The sequence below is a fragment of the Nitrospirota bacterium genome (genome assembly GCA_037386965.1).
Classification (GTDB): Bacteria; Nitrospirota; Thermodesulfovibrionia; order Thermodesulfovibrionales; family JdFR-86; genus JARRLN01.
In genome coordinates this window covers 1-16,938 of the sequence record JARRLN010000014.1, presented here as the reverse complement: position 1 = coordinate 16,938, position 16,938 = coordinate 1, and the positions used below count along the sequence as shown (strand labels likewise).

19 protein-coding genes are annotated in these 16,938 nt (G+C 64.7%); 11 read left to right on the top strand and 8 right to left on the bottom strand.

Going from position 1 to position 16,938, the window contains the following annotated elements:
• Positions 1-58: 58 nt before the first annotated feature.
• From P8Y39_03445 to gatA, 4 genes are all read right to left on the bottom strand, one after another.
• Positions 59-595, bottom strand: coding sequence for a DUF488 domain-containing protein (locus P8Y39_03445; GenBank protein MEJ2191391.1), 537 nt, complete (start codon positions 593-595; stop codon positions 59-61).
• A 15-nt stretch (positions 596-610) separates the two neighbouring features.
• Positions 611-1,492, bottom strand: a complete 882-nt coding sequence (locus P8Y39_03440) for a hypothetical protein (GenBank protein ID MEJ2191390.1) — start codon at positions 1,490-1,492, stop codon at positions 611-613.
• 94 nt (positions 1,493-1,586) lie between these two features.
• Positions 1,587-2,975 carry an Asp-tRNA(Asn)/Glu-tRNA(Gln) amidotransferase subunit GatB gene (gene gatB / locus P8Y39_03435; GenBank protein MEJ2191389.1) on the bottom strand — a complete coding sequence of 463 codons (1,389 nt, stop codon included), beginning with the start codon at positions 2,973-2,975 and terminating at the stop codon, positions 1,587-1,589.
• A gap of 41 nt (positions 2,976-3,016) precedes the next feature.
• On the bottom strand, positions 3,017-4,459 hold the full coding sequence (gene gatA, locus P8Y39_03430; protein MEJ2191388.1) for an Asp-tRNA(Asn)/Glu-tRNA(Gln) amidotransferase subunit GatA: 1,443 nt from the start codon (positions 4,457-4,459) through the stop codon (positions 3,017-3,019).
• 157 nt (positions 4,460-4,616) lie between these two features.
• Between gatA and P8Y39_03425 the strand changes: the two genes are divergently transcribed.
• The 5 genes from P8Y39_03425 to P8Y39_03405 all read left to right on the top strand — a co-directional run bounded on the left by P8Y39_03425 (position 4,617) and on the right by P8Y39_03405 (position 9,326).
• A complete protein-coding gene (locus tag P8Y39_03425) occupies positions 4,617-6,299 on the top strand; it encodes an ATP-binding protein (GenBank protein MEJ2191387.1) in 1,683 nt (560 codons plus the stop codon).
• Positions 6,296-6,652: an STAS domain-containing protein gene (locus P8Y39_03420; GenBank protein ID MEJ2191386.1), complete on the top strand. Its 357-nt coding sequence runs from the start codon at positions 6,296-6,298 to the stop codon at positions 6,650-6,652. The genes P8Y39_03425 and P8Y39_03420 overlap by 4 nt, the downstream gene beginning before the upstream one ends.
• Entirely contained in the window at positions 6,652-7,863 is a 1,212-nt protein-coding gene (locus tag P8Y39_03415; GenBank protein ID MEJ2191385.1) for an HD domain-containing protein, read from the top strand. Before P8Y39_03420 ends, P8Y39_03415 begins: the two co-directional genes overlap by 1 nt.
• Before the next feature lie 61 nt (positions 7,864-7,924).
• Positions 7,925-8,326 carry a hypothetical protein gene (locus P8Y39_03410; GenBank protein MEJ2191384.1) on the top strand — a complete coding sequence of 134 codons (402 nt, stop codon included), beginning with the start codon at positions 7,925-7,927 and terminating at the stop codon, positions 8,324-8,326.
• 16 nt (positions 8,327-8,342) lie between these two features.
• Complete coding sequence (locus P8Y39_03405) at positions 8,343-9,326, top strand: L,D-transpeptidase family protein (protein ID MEJ2191383.1); 984 nt, start codon at positions 8,343-8,345, stop codon at positions 9,324-9,326.
• 272 nt (positions 9,327-9,598) lie between these two features.
• Here P8Y39_03405 and P8Y39_03400 read toward each other — a convergent pair whose 3' ends face one another.
• Positions 9,599-9,931 (bottom strand): hypothetical protein, encoded by a 333-nt coding sequence (locus tag P8Y39_03400; GenBank protein ID MEJ2191382.1) that lies wholly within the window; start codon positions 9,929-9,931, stop codon positions 9,599-9,601.
• A gap of 149 nt (positions 9,932-10,080) precedes the next feature.
• Between P8Y39_03400 and P8Y39_03395 the strand changes: the two genes are divergently transcribed.
• The 5 genes from P8Y39_03395 to P8Y39_03375 all read left to right on the top strand — a co-directional run bounded on the left by P8Y39_03395 (position 10,081) and on the right by P8Y39_03375 (position 14,335).
• Positions 10,081-10,203, top strand: coding sequence for a hypothetical protein (locus P8Y39_03395; protein ID MEJ2191381.1), 123 nt, complete (start codon positions 10,081-10,083; stop codon positions 10,201-10,203).
• 142 nt (positions 10,204-10,345) lie between these two features.
• A complete protein-coding gene (purH, locus tag P8Y39_03390; protein ID MEJ2191380.1) occupies positions 10,346-11,899 on the top strand; it encodes a bifunctional phosphoribosylaminoimidazolecarboxamide formyltransferase/IMP cyclohydrolase in 1,554 nt (517 codons plus the stop codon).
• Between the two features lie 13 nt (positions 11,900-11,912).
• Positions 11,913-13,193 carry a phosphoribosylamine--glycine ligase gene (gene purD / locus P8Y39_03385; protein ID MEJ2191379.1) on the top strand — a complete coding sequence of 427 codons (1,281 nt, stop codon included), beginning with the start codon at positions 11,913-11,915 and terminating at the stop codon, positions 13,191-13,193.
• Between the two features lie 12 nt (positions 13,194-13,205).
• Positions 13,206-13,697 carry a 5-(carboxyamino)imidazole ribonucleotide mutase gene (gene purE, locus P8Y39_03380; protein MEJ2191378.1) on the top strand — a complete coding sequence of 164 codons (492 nt, stop codon included), beginning with the start codon at positions 13,206-13,208 and terminating at the stop codon, positions 13,695-13,697.
• Between the two features lie 119 nt (positions 13,698-13,816).
• Entirely contained in the window at positions 13,817-14,335 is a 519-nt protein-coding gene (locus tag P8Y39_03375; protein MEJ2191377.1) for a peptidylprolyl isomerase, read from the top strand.
• Positions 14,336-14,476: 141 nt separating this feature from the next.
• Here P8Y39_03375 and P8Y39_03370 read toward each other — a convergent pair whose 3' ends face one another.
• The 3 genes from P8Y39_03370 to P8Y39_03360 all read right to left on the bottom strand — a co-directional run bounded on the left by P8Y39_03370 (position 14,477) and on the right by P8Y39_03360 (position 16,527).
• Positions 14,477-14,620 carry a hypothetical protein gene (locus P8Y39_03370; GenBank protein ID MEJ2191376.1) on the bottom strand — a complete coding sequence of 48 codons (144 nt, stop codon included), beginning with the start codon at positions 14,618-14,620 and terminating at the stop codon, positions 14,477-14,479.
• Positions 14,621-15,247 carry a methyltransferase domain-containing protein gene (locus P8Y39_03365; protein ID MEJ2191375.1) on the bottom strand — a complete coding sequence of 209 codons (627 nt, stop codon included), beginning with the start codon at positions 15,245-15,247 and terminating at the stop codon, positions 14,621-14,623.
• A gap of 734 nt (positions 15,248-15,981) precedes the next feature.
• Positions 15,982-16,527 carry a hypothetical protein gene (locus P8Y39_03360; protein MEJ2191374.1) on the bottom strand — a complete coding sequence of 182 codons (546 nt, stop codon included), beginning with the start codon at positions 16,525-16,527 and terminating at the stop codon, positions 15,982-15,984.
• A 90-nt stretch (positions 16,528-16,617) separates the two neighbouring features.
• Here P8Y39_03360 and P8Y39_03355 point away from each other — a divergent pair.
• On the top strand, positions 16,618-16,938 hold a 321-nt coding region (locus tag P8Y39_03355), incomplete at its 3' end, for an ARMT1-like domain-containing protein (GenBank protein MEJ2191373.1).

The window sequence follows — 16,938 nt, the reverse complement described above, 5'->3', positions numbered from 1 at the left end:
GGGCCCCGCCCGTTTTCTTGAACGCTTTATGGATGCGGTGTGTTCCCAGGCCCGGGGTTCACGCACCGGGATAGGTGAGCTTCCCGCCCCGCACTTTGGCGAAACCGGTAAGCTCGTGCCTCTGAGCCTTGCCCTCTCCCATGATGTGCCTCACCTCCACGCCGCGCACCGTGAGGGCGTCGGCCAGGAGCCAGCGGTGGCACCGCCAGGGGACCGCCTCTGCGCACATGACAGCCACGGTCTCCCGGGCGGCCCGCTCCATCAGCTCATCGAGGTGCGCCGCGAACTCCCCGGTGAGCATGTAGTCCGCATAGGCCCGGAAACCCGCGCTTCGCCAGCCGGTGTTGGGGGAGTCCTTCCGGGGCTTGCGGAGCCCGCCCAGCCCCTTCACGTGCTCGTAGGCGATGCCGGCCTCCCGGAGGGTCTTCCTCAGGGCCTCTTCGTTGAACTGGGGGTTATGCCGGGAGCCCGGAAGCGTGCGTACGTCAAGGAGCCGCGTGACCCCGTTCTCCCTGAGCAGGGCCACGAACTCCTCGGCGCTTCGCGTGGAATGCCCGATGGTATAGACCGTGGGGGATTTCCCGGTCCCGGCCATGCGGCCTCCTCGATGTCACTCCGAATACTCGTACTCTATGGAGACGATACGCCCTCGCCAGTACGGCCACCTGCCTTCGGGCGGAAACCATGCCACTTCCCCTTCCAGGGGAATCCGCATGCCGTCCCTTTCCCGGTGGTCGGCGAACCGGCCGCCCCAGGGCGTGGGGACGAACCGCCCGCCGCCCGCGCGATACCGGGCGGGCGTGAAGACTCCCGTGACGTCCCCTTCCTCGCTGAACTCAAACTCCAGGGATACGGTCGTCCCCCCGTCGGCAAGCGTGGCCAGGGCCCGCCGCTCATCTATGCCCTTCCAGCGAACGCCCTGGCTCGGGAGCAGGGCCGTCGGAAACCACACGGCCTCACCCAGGTAGCGCTGAAGGGCCCCCGCGTCGAGCTCGGCCCTGCCCTGCTCGCGGGCGAGGGGAAAGAGCGAGAGCAGCTTTGCGGACATCGAGCCCTCGCCCCCGAGGTAGGCGTCGCGCACGCGTACCGTCACCAGCGGCAGCATCCCGATGCGGGCGTCCCAGACGAACCCCGGCGAGCCGGTGCGGAAATGCTCCGTGGCCTCCAGCCTGCGCCAGCGTTCTTCGGAGGCGCTCATGTTGAACCCGCCCCTTTGCAGAAGCCGCACCCGCCGGACCAGGGGCTGCCCTTCGGTGAGCGCCCGGCGGAAGTAGCGCGCCACCGGCGTGGGAAGCCCCTCGAGCTCGTCCGCCCTGAAAACGCCGCCGGGCCCAGCGGCCTGCTCCCCGAGCCGTCCAACCAGGCGGGCGCTCTCCCTGGACCACGCGGCCGCGCCGGCCCGGACGCTCACCGCGAGGGCCAGGAGGATGACGAAGACAAGGACTATGGAGAAAAGAGCCATATCGGGCAACGGACGCGTTGAATGTTTCACGACCTCCGGTGGCGTTGATGAGATTCTATGCCGGACCGCGGAGGGAGTCAACGGCACGAACATCGTGAGAGAACGACGGGGAAGCCCTTTCCGGCTATTGCTCCAGGCGCTTCCGCAAGAGGTCGTTTACCACCCGGGGGTTGGCCTTTCCCCGGGTGGCTTTCATCACCTGGCCCACGAAGAAACCTGCGAGCTTCGCCTCCCCCGCCCGGAGGCGCTCGAACTCCCCGGGGCTCTTGGCTATGACCTCGTCCAGGGCCGAGGCGATGGCGCTCTCGTCGGTTATCTGCACCAGGCCCTTCTCCTGGACCACCGTCTCGGCGTCCTTGCCGCTTCGGAACATCTCGTCGAAGACAGTCTTGGCTATCTTGTGGCTGATGGTGCCCGCGTCGATGAGCTTGAGCAGCTCCACCAGGCGGAGGGGCTCTAGGGGACAGGCCTCCACGGCGGTGCCCGTCTCGTTCAGGAGCCTCAGGAGCTCGCCCATCACCCAGTTGCTGACCGTCTTGGGCTGCCCCCCCAGGGTCACCGCCTCCTCGAACCACTCGGCCAGCGGCCGCTCGGCGGTCAGCAGGTCCGCGTCGTACTCCGGAAGGCCGTGCTCCCGGACGAACCGCTCCCGCTTTCCGTCGGGAAGCTCCGGCAGGGAGGCGCGTATCTCCTCGAGCCACCGCTCGTCCACTTCGACGGGGACCAGGTCGGGCTCGGGGAAGTAGCGGTAGTCGTGGGCCTCCTCTTTCATGCGCATGGAGACGGTGACGCCCGCCCCGGGGTCCCAGAGGCGCGTCTCCTGCACGACGGGCCGCCCCTGCTCGAGCTCCTCTGTCTGGCGGTTTATCTCGTAGTCTATGGCCCGCTCGACGAACTTGAAGGAGTTCATGTTCTTCAGCTCCACCTTGGTGCCCAGGGCCTCCCGGCCCCTGGGGCGCACCGAGATGTTGGCGTCGCAGCGCAGGGAGCCCTGCTCCATGTTGCCGTCGCACACGCCGATGTAGCGCAGGATGGCGCGGAGCTTCCTCATGTAGGCCGAGGCCTCCCGGCCCGAGCGGATGTCGGGCTCCGAGACGATTTCCATGAGGGGCACCCCCGTGCGGTTGAGGTCCACGAAGCTGTAGGCGCTCTTCTCCTCGTGGATGTTCTTTCCGGCGTCCTCCTCCATGTGGATGCGGGTGAGGCCCACCCGGCGGGTCTCCCCGTCCAGGACCAGGTCCACCCAGCCGCCCTCGGCCAGGGGAAGCTCGTACTGGCTTATCTGGTAGCCCTTGGGCAGGTCGGGGTAGAAGTAGTTCTTGCGGGCGAAGCGCGAGAGGCCGTTTATCCGGCAGTTGGCGGCAAGGCCGGTGCGCATGGCGAACTCCACGGCGCGGCGGTTCAGCACCGGCAGGACGCCGGGCATCCCGGTGCATATCGGGCAGGTCTGGGTGTTGGGCTCGGCCCCGAAGGCCGTGGAGCAGCCGCAGAAAATCTTGCTCTCGGTGAGCATCTGGGCGTGGACCTCGAGCCCTATGACGGCTTCGTACCCGCTCACGGGAGCCTGGGCTTTCTTTTGTGCCAGTCCGTGGCCTGCTCGTAGGCGTGGGCCACCCGGAGGACGGCGGGCTCGTCGAAATGCTTGCCGATTATCTGAAGCCCCACGGGGAGCCCTTCGCCGGTAAACCCGCAGGGGACGGATATGGCCGGCACGCCGGCCATGTTCACGGTGTTGGTGAAGACGTCCGAGAGGTACATCCTCAGGGGGTCTGCCATCTTCTCGCCCCTCCGGAAGGCGGCCTCCGGCGTGGTGGGTGCGGCCAGGACGTCCACCTTCCTGAAGGCCTCCTCGAAGTCGCCCCTCAAGAGCGTGCGCACCTTCTGGGCCTTCCTGTAATAGGCCTCGTAGTAGCCCGAGGACAGCGAGTAGGTGCCCAGCATGACGCGGCGCTTGACCTCGGGGCCGAAGCCCCGGGCCCGGGTGCTCGTGTACATTTCCATGAGGCTCTGCCCCGGGACGGCCGAGCGGAAGCCGTATTTCACCCCGTCGTAGCGGGCCAGGTTGGAGGAGGCCTCCGAGGGGGCGATGATGTAGTAAGCGGCGATGCCGTACTCGGTATGGGGGAGGGAGACCTCCTCGATGCGCGCCCCCAGGGCCTCCAGGGCCTCGATGGCCTTCCGCACCGCGGCCTCCACCTCGCCGTCCATCCCCTCGATGAAGTACTCCTTCGGCACGCCCACCTTGAGGCCCTTTATGTCCCGGCCCACCTCCCGGGTGAAGTCCGGCACCGGCAGGGGGGCGGAGGTGCTGTCGCAGGGGTCGTGTCCGGCGATGACGTTCAGCAGGATGGCGGCGTCCTCGACGGTCTTGGTGAGGGGCCCTATCTGGTCCAGCGAGGAGGCGAAGGCCACCAGGCCGTACCGGGAGACCCTTCCGTAGGTGGGCTTGAGCCCCACCACCCCGCACAGGGCCGCCGGCTGGCGTATGGAGCCCCCGGTGTCCGAGCCCAGGGCGCCGATGCACTCGTCGGCGGCCACAGCCGCGGCGGAGCCCCCGCTTGAGCCCCCGGTGATGCGCGTGCCGTCCCAGGGGTTCAGGGTGGGGAAGAAGGCCGAGTGCTCGCAGGAGGAGCCCATGGCGAACTCATCCATGTTGGTCTTGCCCAGAAGCACGTAGCCCGCGCGGGCGAGCCGCGCGGTCACGGTGCTTTCGTACGGGGGGACGAAGTTCTCCAGCATGCGGGACCCGCAGGTGGTGCGCACCCCCCGGGTGCAGATGTTGTCCTTGACGGCCAGGGGCACCCCAGCCAGGGGGCCCTCCGCGCCGGAGACGGCCATCTCCCGCGCCCGGTCGCTGGTGACGGAGATGTAGGCCCCGATGCGCTCCTCCACGGCGCCTATGCGCACAAGGACCGCCTCCAGAAGCTCGCTGGGGGTGACCTCTCCTTTTTCCAGCAGCCTGCGGGCCTCCGCAAGGGAGAGGTGGGTCAGTTCCACCGAGGCGAACGTCCTCCTTCAAGGGATTGGGAAACGGCACTTATTATCCCACGCCCCCGCCCCGGCTGTCAAAAATCCCGCCCTTTTTCCTGCCTCGCCTCCCGCTGCTCAAATGCTATAATACGTGCCAAGAAAGACGCACCGGGGGGTTGCCAGAATGGCGCTCGACGCCATTGCCGCGAAGGATTTCAGAGACAGGGAGGAGGAGCTTGCCCGCCTCCGGGCGCTGGCCTCGCGGGAGGCCGGAGCGGCCGGGGGGAACGTGCTTCTGGCCGGCCCCCGGGGCGTGGGCAAGAGCGAGCTCTTGAAGCAGGTCCATGGCGCCCTGTTCTGGGAGGACCCCTCCGTTATCCCCTTCTATTACCGCTTCCGGCGGGGCACCCTGAAGGGGGCCTATTTCGCCCGGGACTATTTCTCCCGCTTCCTGAGGCAGCTTCTGGCCGCCCTGAAGAGGGACCCCTCCCTCATCGAGAACATGGGGGTGCCCCTCACGCGCCTCCTCGCCCTTGCGCCGGGGGAGCGTTTTCCGGGGGAGCTGCTGGAGGACTTTCGGGAGCAGGTGGCCGAAGGCGACCTGCCGGGGCAGATACTGGCTGCCCTTTCGGCCCCGCTGAGGACGGCCGAGAGTATGGGAAGGCGGGTGGTGGTGTTGCTGGACGACTTCCATCTGGCAGCGGAGCTTTTCGAGCGGGCTCCGGCGGACACGCCCTGGCTGGTGAGCCTCTTTGAGGGCTCCATGAAGTCTCCCCTTGTCCCGCACGTCCTGGCCGGCTCGACGGGAGGTGCGCTGGAGGCGATATTCACCGACGACTCCATCAGGGGGACGGCCGAGAGGCTCTCGCTTGCCGGCCTGCCCGAGGATACGGCCTTCGCCCTCTTGAAAGACCTTTCGGAAAGCCTGGGGGTGGCGGTGGCCGAGGACGTCCGGGGCGTCCTTGCCCACCTGGGCGGAAACCCCCTTTACATCGGCCACATGGCCCGGGCCCTCTCCCGGGCGCGCTTGAGGGAGGCGGGCCGGGGGGAGTTCTGGGAATGCTACGTGCGCGAGGTGCTGGACGGGGAGACGGCCTTCTACTGGTCCTCCGTGCTCCGGGGCGCCCTCCCGGAGGCCGAGCAGGTGAGGCCGGCCCTGGAGATGCTCATGCAGGCCGCCGAGAGCCCCTTTGAGGTGGGGGACCTCCCGCGCCTGGCCCGGCTACTCCACGCCCCGGAGCAGGTGCTCCGGGAGGCGCTGGCGGCCCTCTTCAAAGCAGGCATGCTCGAAGGGACCTGGAAGGTGCGGTGCATCCCCGACGAGGTGCTCCGGGACTTCCTCCGGGGAAGGTACCGCCGCGAGGTGCAGGGGCAGCGGGCCGAGGCGGTGCGCGAGGGGCTTCTGAAGGAGCGCATGGCCGCGGCGGGCGGGGGGCCGGGCCTCTCTTTCGAGGTGGTCATCCCCATGGTCGCCGACGCGGAGCTCTTCGCGGCCAAGGCCGTGGAGCAGGTGGCCGGGGTGCTCAAGCTCCGCGAGGAGCTGGTCAACCAGCTTCAGCTCGCCCTCATCGAGGCCTGCATAAACGCCATGGAGCACAGCGGCAGTTACGAGAAGAAAATATTCCTTCGCTTCACCGCCGAGCCGGAGCGCCTGGAGATAGTCATCGAGAGCCCCGGACGGCCCTTCGAGGCCCCGGAGACCGGCGAGGCCGAGGAGGAGGCCGAGGGGCCGCCCACGGGCAGGCGGCGGGGGTGGGGGCTGAAGATAATGCGGAGGGTCATGGACGACATCCGCGTGGAGAGGACAGAGGACAGGACCAGGGTGGTCCTGACCAAGAAAATAACGCCGAAAGAGGTGCGCCAGTGACGGATTTCAGGGTGGAGACAAAGGAATTGGGCGAGGGGGTGGCCGTGCTCTATCCCCACGGCTACCTGAACAACATCGTGGGAGAGAAGCTCGAGGAGCACTGCCTGCGGTACATGGCCGGCGGGGTGCGCACCGTGGTGCTGAATTTCCAGCACATCGATTTCATCAACTCCATCGGTGTTTCCATCCTCCTGGGCATCATGAACACGCTCAGCGAGAAGGGGGTGGGCCTTCTGTTCACGGACATGTCTCCGTTTCACAGCGAGACCTTCGAGATGCTCGGCCTGAGGAAGCACATGCAGGTGTTCAGGAGCGAGGAGGAGGCCATGGCCCACCTGGGCCCGGCCAGCTGATGGAGATACGGCGACTTCTCTACAACATCTCCGCCCTGGCGGACCTGGGAGAGGAGGCGGCCTCCTCCAGCGAGTTCCCCCTGAAGATGCGCTCGGTCCTGCACGTCATCATGGGCACCTTTCTCGTGAACAAGGGCGCCGTCTTCACCGCCGCGGACGAAGAAGGCCGGCTCACGGCCATAGCGGGCAAGGGGCTGGAGGGCCTGAACGGCGACCTCCGGGTGGACCTCGCGGAGAAGAGGATGCGCCTGAACGAGCCCTTCTCGCTTCTGGAGGCATGGCTCTCTCCGGCCTCCCTTACGCTCAGGGCCTCGCTCCTTTCGGCCGGGGCCGAGGTCTTCCTCCCCCTCTGGACCCGGGACAGGTTCATGGGAGCGGTCGCCCTGGGGCGGAAGTTTACCGAGGAGCCCTGGAGCGCCGAGGACTTCGACCTCCTGAAGGCCATCGGCCACCAACTTGCCATCACGCTTCACAACCACGACCTCCTGACCGACCTGGCGGGGAAGGCCGAGGAGAACCGGAGGCTCTACGAGGAGATGCGCCTCATCTACCACGACACCATCCAGGCCTTCGCCGCGGCCATCGACGCCAAGGACGTCTACACCAAGGACCACTCCACCCGGGTGGCCCGATACGTGGTGGCCATCGCCAAGGAGCTGGGATGGAGCGAGCAGGACGTGGAGGGCATCTACATCGCCGGCCTCCTGCACGACGTGGGCAAGATAATCATCAGCGACACGGTGCTGAACAAGCGGACCCCGCTCACCCGGGAGGACATCGTCGAGATAAAGAAGCACCCCCACCTCTCCTACAACATCATCTCCAAGGTGAAGTTCCCCTGGAAAGAGCTGGTCACCATCGTCAGGCACCACCACGAGCGGCCCGACGGCAGGGGCTATCCCGACTCGCTGACCAACGGAAGCCTGAGCGAAGGGGCCAAGATGCTCACCCTGGCCGATTCCTTCGACGCCATGACCACCAGCCGCCCCTACAAGAAGAAGCTCGGCCTGGCCACGGCCCTGGAGGAGATGAAGCGGTGCCTGAACTCGCAGTTCGACCCGCACATCATGGCGGCCTTCTGCCGGGTGCTCGAAAAGGAGATACGAAGCGAGCTCCCCGAGCCGGGCATCCTGCCCCACCTGGACGAGGACTTCGACCCCACGGTCATCACCGACATGCTGGCGGCCATCAGGGAAGAGCTCTCCGACTGAGCGCGCCCCGCCCCCGCCCCTCCCTCCGCGGTATAATGGTGAAAAGAGCGAGGAGGACGATATGCGCGAAAGCAGGCTTCTTTGGGCGGCCATGGGCCTGGCCCTTGTCTTTCTGGGGTGCGCCGGCGCGGAAACGCGCTTGCCGGGGGCCGAGCAAGGAAGGACCCTGGTGAAGGTGGAGCCCTCCAGGATTTACGAGGACTGCTTCAAGGCCGGGCCGGAGAGCGTCATGACATATGCCTTCGACGCCTCCCGTCCCCTGGATTTCAACGTCCACTACCATGAGGGCGGGGAGGCATTCTATCCGGTAAAAGACAAGGGCGTGAAGTCCACGGAAAGGACCTACCGCCCGGAGAAGAAACAGTACTACTGCCTCATGTGGACGAACACCTCGTACCTGCCGGCCCACCTGTCCTACGCCTGCACGGTACGGAAGGCGGAAGCCCCCGCTTCCTCCCGCTAGGGGCGGGGTCCTGTCCATGCGTTTTCGGCGTGACGGCGGACGGCCCTTCGGCATGCGAGGGATGATGGGGCGGCGGGTTTGCGCCATGGCCTTCTCCGTCCTTCTCCTCTGGACGTCCCTGGCCCTGGCAGGCGGGGCCTATAGCGTGGGCGCGGACCGCGAGGTCGTGGGCATGCCCCGGCGGCATGCCCTCGGAAAAGGGGAGTCCCTCTACGAGGTGGCCCGCCTCTACAGAATGGGCTTCAACGAGATAGCAGACGCCAACCCCGGCCTTGACGCCCTCCTGCCCCGCGCGCGGGCCGTCATCGTGCCCTCGGAGTGGGTGCTTCCCCGGGTGAGGCGCGAGGGGGTGGTCGTCAATTTGGCGGAGCTTCGCCTCTATCATTTTCTCTCCGTAGAGGGGCGGACCATGGTGCGGACTTATCCCGTGGGGGTGGGGACCGCGGGTTTCGAGACCCCCCTGGGCAGGTACACGGTCTCGATGAAACTGGTGGAGCCCACCTGGTACGTGCCGCCGGACATCAGGGCGCGGGAGCCCGGACTTCCCCCGAAGGTTCTCCCCGGAGAGGACAACCCCCTGGGAAAGTACGCCCTGAGGCTCTCGGACACCCAGTACTTCATCCACGGGACCAACAAGCCCCTGGGCATCGGGCAGAGGGTAAGCCACGGGTGCATCCGCCTTTATCCGGAGGACATCGCGGAGCTTTTCAGCAGCGTGCAGAAGGGGACCCCGGTGGAGATAATCTACCAGCCGGTGAAGGCCGGCGTGAAGGACGGCGCCGTCTACGTGGAGGTGCACAAAGACTACTTGGGGAGGGAGAAGAACCTGTTACGGAGCGCCCTGCGCCTGCTCCGGGAGAAAGGGCTGGCCCGGAAGGTGGACCGGGTGCTTCTTGCGCGGGCCGTGCGGGAGAAGCGGGGGCTGCCCGTCCTGGTGGGCGCCCTGAATCCGGCCCTCGCGGAAAAGAATACCAACGAGTTATTTTCTACGCGGCATTGAAGCCTGAAACAATGCTTATTTCAAGGCCGGCCGCCGGCACCGCCACAGCGGTCATTTAATGCGCAGAGGAACAAACCCCGCACGCACTTTGTCCCCCATCCCCCCGAGGCAGTCGGATGCAAGGGCAAGCCGCAAGCTCCGGCCCTCTCCGAGCATGCAGCCCGGCTGCGCCAAGGCCGCACCCCACCAACCGCGCCGGCCTGGACCGCCTGCGGCGACCGGCCATGAGGCCGAGCCGCCCGGAAGGCCCGGGCCGGCGACGGGGAGGAATCTTACTTCATCATCTTCAGCTCAAGGGCTTTTTCTGCCTTCCGGGCGGCCTCCTCGGCCCTCCTGGCGGCTTCCTCGGCCCTCATGGCGGCTTCCTTGGAGGCTTTCTCGGACTGGCTCATGGCCTCCTGGGCGAGCTGGCGGACTTCGTCGATCTGTGCCTGGAGCTTCTGGACGTCCTGGTTGTGCATCTTCTCAAGGGCGTTGACTTTCTCCTGCAGGGTCGCCACGTTTCCCTCCAAGGTGTCCAGCCTCGTGTTGACCGCCTGAGGCGCGCACCCCACGGCCAGGGAAAATAAAACCACCAGCAAAACAGCCACCTTCGAAAGCTTCATGCTTCTCCTCCTTCCTCCGTCGGATGAATGAAAATCGAAAGCCGGGATATCTCCCCTTTCCAAATTCTCACAGAATTATACACTTGTCAAACCAATTTTTCACGGCAAATCGACGGCCGGCCGCGGCCGGCCCCAACGGCTCTCCGGATGTGCGTGAAGAAGGGCCGGCGGGGAAGCCCCCGGGGGACTTTCCCGAGACGAAGCAGATGGAGGTCAACCCCCTGATGGTCCTGGACGAAGGCCGGGGCGCACGGGCGTGGACGTCCGCATGAGGATGAAGAAGGCCTGAGGGGGCCGAGGCCCCTCAGGCCTTCCCCTTGAGCATCCGCCCGCCCGGATGTTACAATCGATGCTTCCAGTGGGGCTCTCTCGCGCGCAGTTCTGAACCCACCCTGGCGTACGAGGAGGAAAGCGATGGCGAAAGTGAGGCGGGCGCTGCTGAGCGTGTCGGAGAAGTCCGGAGTGGCGGAGCTGGCCCGCGAACTGGAGGCCATGGGCGTGGAGATACTCTCCACCGGCGGGACCGCCAGGGCCTTGAGGGACGCGGGCGTCACGGTGAAGGACGTCTCCGAGCACACGGGCTTCCCCGAGATGATGGAGGGCCGGCTCAAGACCCTTCATCCGAAGATACACGGCGGCCTCCTGGGCAGGCGCGACCGGCCCGAAGACGTGAAGGACATGGAGCGCCACGGCATCGCGCCCATCGACATGGTGGTAGTGAACCTCTACCCCTTCGAGGCCACCGTCTCCCGCCCCGGGGTCGCCCTGGCCGAGGCCATCGAGAACATAGACATCGGGGGGCCGACCATGCTCAGGTCGGCGGCCAAAAACTACGCCGACGTCACCGTGGTGGTGGACCCCGCCGACTATGCCCGAGTGCTCGAGGAGATGCGGGCCACCGGCGGGGAGGTGACCGGGGAGACCCGGTTCCGCCTGGCCCGGAAGGTCTTCGCCCACACGGCCCGCTACGACGCCCTCATCGCGGAGTACCTGGAGGGCGTAGCCGGAGGGGGGGAGGAGGCCTTCCCCGGGAGCCTGACCCTGGCCCTGAGGAGAAAGTCCATCCTCCGCTACGGGGAAAACCCCCACCAGAGGGCCGCGGCCTACGAAAAGCGGGAGCCCGGCGCCCTGAGCCTCTTTGACGCCGATATCCTCCAGGGCAAGGAGATGTCCTTCAACAACTACTGCGACACCCACGCCGCCCTCCTTCTGGCCCTGGAGTTCACCGAGCCCGTCTGCGCCATCATCAAGCACAACAACCCCTGCGGCGTGGCCCTGGGCGAAGGCCCCGCGGACGCCTACGTCAAGGCCGCCCGGACCGACCCGGTGAGCGCCTTCGGCGGGGTGCTGGCCTTCAACGTCCCGGTGGACGAGGATGCGGCCAGGGAGATACTGAAGATGTTCGTCGAAGTGGTCATAGCCCCGGACTTCGCCGCGGGGGCCGTGAAGGCCTTCGGGGCAAAGCCCAACATCAGGCTCCTCCGGCTCCCGGACATGAGAAAACCCCTGGGCGGGTTCGACCTGAAGAGCATCGCCGGGGGAGTGGTCATCCAGGACTGGGACACCAGGGAGGTGGACGTGGCCAGCCTTCGGGCCGTCACCAGAAGGCAGCCCACCGAAGAGGAGCGGGAGGCCCTGGACTTTGCCTGGCGGGTCTCCAAGCACGTCAAGAGCAACGCCATCGTCTACGCCTTTCGCGACCGCACCGTGGGCATCGGCATCGGGCAGACCAGCCGGGTGTACTCGGCCCGGGTGGGCGCCATCAACGCCCTGGAGCCCCTGGACGGCACCGTGGTAGCCTCCGACGGGTTCTTCCCCTTCCGTGACGGCATAGACGGGGTGAAGAAGGTGGGCGTGACTGCGGTCATCCAGCCCGGCGGCTCGGTGAAGGACGCCGAGGTCATCGAGGCCGCCGACCAGCACGACATCGCCATGCTCCTGACCGGGGTGCGGCACTTCAAGCACTGAGGGAGGTCCGGCAATGAAGGTCCTGGTCATCGGCGGGGGCGGCAGGGAGCACGCCATCGTCTGGAAGCTCAGGCACTCGCGGCACGTGGACAAGATATTCGCCACGCCCGGAAACGCCGGCATCGCCGGGGAGGCCGAGTGCATCGACATCCCCGTCAACGACTTCGACGCTCTTCTGGACTTCGTGAAGTACGAGTGGGTGGACCTGACCGTGGTGGGCCCCGAGGAGCCCCTCTCCCGCGGCATCGTGGACGCCTTTGAGAAGGAGGGCCGGAGAATCCTGGGCCCCACGCGGGCCGCCGCCCGCCTGGAATCGTCGAAATCCTTCGCCAAGGACTTCATGCGCCGCTACGGCATCCCCAGCGGCGAGTACAAGACCTTCGCCTCCTACACCCAGGCCGAGGACTACGTGCGCCTCAAGGGCACGCCCATCGTGATAAAGGCCGACGGGCTGGCCGCAGGCAAGGGGGTGGTGGTGGCCGAGACCCACGAGGAGGCCTCCCGGGCCCTCAGGCACATCATGAAGGAGCGGGCCTTCGGGGCGGCCGGGGAGAAGGTGGTGGTGGAAGAGTGCCTCACCGGCGAGGAGGCCTCCTTCATGGCCTTCTCAGACGGCACGACCATCCTGCCCATGGTGAGCAGCCAGGACCACAAGCGGGCCTTCGAGGGCGACAAGGGCCCCAACACCGGCGGCATGGGGGCCTACAGCCCCGCCCCGGTGGTCACCCCGGAGGTGGAGGCCAGGATAATGGAGAAGGTCATGCGCCCCCTGCTGAGGGGGTTTCGGGCCGAGAGGCTCGCCTACAAGGGGGTCATCTACGCCGGCCTCATGATAAAGGACGGGGAGCCCCGGGTGCTGGAGTTCAACTGCCGCTTCGGAGACCCGGAGGCACAGCCCGTCCTCACCCGGATGGAGACGGACCTCGTGGACGTCGCCCTGGCCATCACGGACGGAAGGCTCGGGGAGATGTCCCTCACCTGGAAGCCCGAAGCCTCGGTCTGCGTGGTCCTGGCCTCCGGGGGATATCCGGGCTCCTACCGGAAAGGCGTCCCCATATACGGGCTTGAGGAGGCGCGGGCCACCGGCAACGTCGTGGTCTTTCACGCCGGGACCGCTTACGAAGACGGGCAGGTGGTGACCAGCGGGGGGCGCGTCCTGGGCGTGACGGCGCTGGGGCCGGACATCAGGACGGCCAAGGAGCGGGCCCACGAGGCCATCGGGAAGATTCGCTTCGAGGGGATGCACTACAGGCGGGACATCGGGGACAAGGCCCTGAACCGGGCCGGGGTCTAAGGGGGGACATCCATGAAAGTGCTCATACTCATGGGCTCGGAGAATGACCTCACGGTGATGAAAGAGGCGGCCGGGGTGCTGGAGGAGCTTGGCATCCCGTATGAGATGACCATCGGCTCGGCCCACCGGAGCCCCGCGAGGGTGCGCCGCCTGGCCGCCGAGGCCGAGAAAAGAGGGGCGGGCGTCATCATCGCCGGGGCGGGGATGGCGGCCCACCTGGCCGGGGCGGTGGCCGCCTGCACGGTGCTGCCGGTCATCGGAGTCCCGCTTGAGTCCTCCGCCCTGGGAGGCCTGGACGCCCTTCTGTCCACCGCGCAGATGCCCCCCGGGGTGCCGGTGGCCACGGTGGCGGTGGGCAAGGCCGGGGCGCGCAACGCGGGCTGGCTTGCCGCTCAGATTCTGGCCGTGGAGGACAAGAAACTGGCCGGCGAACTGCGCAGGAGGCGCAGGGCCCTGGCCCAGGACGTGGAGCGCAAGGCGAAGCAGTTGGAAAAAAAGCAATAGCTTTCATTCAGTGACCGCTCCCCTATCATTTCTCCGGCATTTGTGCTTTACTAGAGGATGGGGAATCGCCTTCCTTTCGAAGCGCCCCCTGCCGCGAAAGCCTGCGAAAGGAGTTATTAATGAAAAGAAATTTCCTTCGTGTCACCCTCTGTGTTCTCTTTGCAGCCTTGCTCGCCTCCCCCGCCCTGGGAGAGGAGAAGGCCGAGGACGCGAAGAACCAGACCGCCAAGAACGGAGACACCGTCTCCGTGGAATACACGGTAACCGTGGAGGGAGAGGTCGTCGACAGCTCCAAGGAGCGCGGCCCCCTGACCTTCTCCCTCGGCAACAACGAGATGCTGCCGGGTTTCGAGGAGGCCGTCCTGGGCATGAAAGTGGGCGAGGAGAAGACCTTCACCCTCGCGCCGGAGGATGCTTACGGTCCCGTGAACCCCGAGGCCAGGGTGGAGGTGCCCCGGGAGAACCTGGGAGACCTGGAGCCGGAAGTGGGCATGCGCCTGATGGTGCACACCAAAACGGGGGAGACCCGTCCCGTGACCGTGGCCGAGGTGGGGGAGAACACCGTCACCCTGGACCTCAACCACCCCCTGGCGGGAAAGAGCGTGACCTTCACCGTGAAGCTGGTCAGCATCAAGTAAGGAATCGCCAGAACGAGAGACTGAAAAAGCCTTGCCTTTCGTTTCCGAACTCGGGGAATAGGTGCGGCGCGGAAGGGTTGTCAGCGCGGGGGGCTCGTAGCGCTGCTTCTTGCCCGTGGGATGCTTCGATAAGGCCCGGCCCTATGCCCCTTTCCTGGCGCGGAAAAGGGCCCCTTCCGTGAATTTCGAGGTGGACATGCCGGTCTTTCCCGTGAACTCCACGTCCTCGAAGCCCACGCTTCGGATGAGGGAGAGAAGGTCCTCCACGAGGACCGCGCCGCCCACTCAATCGGACCAGGCATCGAGGTTTCCGGCGACCTTCCGGGGGAGGTCGCCCCTGAGGACCATGTCGGCGAACTGAAGCCTTCCGCCGGGTTTGAGGACCCGATGGATTTCTCTAAAACTCTTTTCCTTCTGGGGCGAGAGGTTGAGCACGCCGTTTGAGATGACCACGTCGAATGTGGCGTCGGCGTAAGGGATGTCCTCGGCGCTCCCCTGGCGGACCTCGCCGTGGGAGACGTCCCTCTGCTCGAGGTTCGCCCGGGCTTGCTCGACCATCTCCGCGGTGAGGTCCACGCCCGAGACCCCTCCTTCGGGGCCTACCATCCGGGCCGCCACGAAAAGGTCGAACCCAGCGCCGCAGCCCACATCGAGCACCCGCTCGCCGGGATGTATCGGGCCCAGGGTGAAGGGGTTTCCCACGCCGCAGAAGCTCTCCACCATCCCCCCGGGCATTTCGGCCAAGAGAGCCGGGTCGTACCCCAGAGCCCTGGCGCCCTCGCGTCCCGTGGGATACTTGAACTTGCCCTTCGCCGAGCGGGAGACCTCCGCGTACTTCTTCCGTATCGCCGTGCGGATTTGCTCCGGGTCGGGGGGCTTGGACACCCCGAGAATCCTCTTGAGAAGCTTCATCTCGTACCTCCCCTTAAGGCGTGTGGATAATTTATTATACCCCGGTGGGGGAGGAGAGAGGGGAAACCTTTACTCGTCCTTTTAATGATTCACAAATGTTTTTTTCGTAATTCCAGCGACTGCCTCTGTCCAAACATTTATCTATATCCATAAAACGTTTCGCGCGAGGCATAAATAGTGCAATCATCAACACTAAAATAACAGCAACCAACAGAAGTATTTGTTTCTTGCTCACATTTACCTTTCGTTTTGAGCGCTCCTTAACTTCTGTTTCAGTATCTGTTCCTCCCAGGAATATCGGCATAAATGAACCTGCTTCTTCGTAAAGATAAATTCACTTATGTTACCTCATGGGCAGGTTGATGCCAAGAATAGTTATTCATTTTTATCTAAACTGAATTATGTGCAATAAAGATAAAAGTCCAACGATAATGAAACCGGTTCCGGTGATTATAAAGATTATACGAGTGGATTTGATCTTACTGACGTCGAAGCGGAACCCCCATAATGTGTTCTGGTATTCCAAGGCGAAGAGTGCAAGAGGCTTGTTTAAGAAAACTAGTATGCACCCAAATATCATGCCAAAGAGCCCGTAAACTATATTTTCTAATCCAATGCTCATTAATGGCATGTCGCAAGCTCTATGTGCGACTTAGAATCCTGACAAAAAATACCGCTGCATTGCCCGGCCCGTCCGTCATGTTAGAAAGCTCCAGCAAGATACCTATGCAGGCTCATTGCAATTCTATCTCGGACAATTCCAGCCATGCCACTTCATCCGTATCCAAGACTTCCGCTGCACAGGGGCTTCCCTCTTTCCATGAGAATCCGAAAGCCACGCCTTGGTTCTCAATGACTACGAGCCTTCCATAACCTGTAGGTGCAGTGATTTTGTATTCATTATAGTTCTGCTTAATCTCTGCAAGGGTAGAACCGACATGCAATCCGTTTGGCAGGCGGTATTCACGACTATTTGTAAGTATTTTCAAAAGATGTCCACTTTCATCAAATGCCAATAAGAATTTCACACCTCCGGACATGATTGAGCATCCCTGCCGAAACTGAGAAGGCCCGGTTAGAATCATTAAATCATCTGAACACGTGATGATGTTTTGCACGTCTTCCCTTGTCATGTCTGATTTGATTACATTCTTCTTTATCATCGCTGAGCAGGCAATGATAGACAGGCCGGTGCATAAGAGCGCCATGCGTATGGCTATCACTTTCTTCACTCTTAGTTTTATCTTCACTATAATACCCCTAGCACTAAGTATGCCCATTCGAAGGATGAGCCTCAGTGTGTAAAATCACAACTGAGGGATTATATCGGGCGGTACGTTCCCTCCGGCCTTTCGTGATAAAATATCCAGATGCGCGGGTTTCTTGACGGAAAGGAGATGACTGTCCAGCCGGAGTGCCGCCGCTGCTTTCTCAGGCAGACGGAGCGCGCCCTGGACATGGCCGGGGCGGACCCGGGTGTGAGGGAGCAGGTGGCGGGGGACGTCCTCGCCGTGCTCGGCACCGCGGACATGGGGAAGTCCCCCGCCCACGCCACCACGCTCATGCACCGGCGGATACGCCAGAGGCTGGGCAGGGACCCCTTCCGGGAGGTGAAGGCGCGCTCCACCCGGGCGGCCCTGGAGCTTTATCCGCGCCTGAGGGAGACCGTACGGTCAAGCCCCGACCCGCTT

Coding starts and splice junctions, on each gene's coding strand:
- P8Y39_03410 (MEJ2191384.1), top strand. CDS start 7,925: ATGCGCGAAAGCAGGCTTCTTTGGGCGGCCATGGGCCTGGCCCTTGTC.
- purE (MEJ2191378.1), top strand. CDS start 13,206: ATGAAAGTGCTCATACTCATGGGCTCGGAGAATGACCTCACGGTGATG.
- P8Y39_03375 (MEJ2191377.1), top strand. CDS start 13,817: ATGAAAAGAAATTTCCTTCGTGTCACCCTCTGTGTTCTCTTTGCAGCC.
- gatB (MEJ2191389.1), bottom strand. CDS start 2,975: ATGCTCACCGAGAGCAAGATTTTCTGCGGCTGCTCCACGGCCTTCGGG.
- P8Y39_03425 (MEJ2191387.1), top strand. CDS start 4,617: ATGGCGCTCGACGCCATTGCCGCGAAGGATTTCAGAGACAGGGAGGAG.
- P8Y39_03405 (MEJ2191383.1), top strand. CDS start 8,343: ATGCGTTTTCGGCGTGACGGCGGACGGCCCTTCGGCATGCGAGGGATG.
- P8Y39_03445 (MEJ2191391.1), bottom strand. CDS start 595: ATGGCCGGGACCGGGAAATCCCCCACGGTCTATACCATCGGGCATTCC.
- purH (MEJ2191380.1), top strand. CDS start 10,346: ATGGCGAAAGTGAGGCGGGCGCTGCTGAGCGTGTCGGAGAAGTCCGGA.
- P8Y39_03400 (MEJ2191382.1), bottom strand. CDS start 9,931: ATGAAGCTTTCGAAGGTGGCTGTTTTGCTGGTGGTTTTATTTTCCCTG.
- P8Y39_03360 (MEJ2191374.1), bottom strand. CDS start 16,527: ATGGGCATACTTAGTGCTAGGGGTATTATAGTGAAGATAAAACTAAGA.
- purD (MEJ2191379.1), top strand. CDS start 11,913: ATGAAGGTCCTGGTCATCGGCGGGGGCGGCAGGGAGCACGCCATCGTC.
- P8Y39_03365 (MEJ2191375.1), bottom strand. CDS start 15,247: ATGAAGCTTCTCAAGAGGATTCTCGGGGTGTCCAAGCCCCCCGACCCG.
- P8Y39_03415 (MEJ2191385.1), top strand. CDS start 6,652: ATGGAGATACGGCGACTTCTCTACAACATCTCCGCCCTGGCGGACCTG.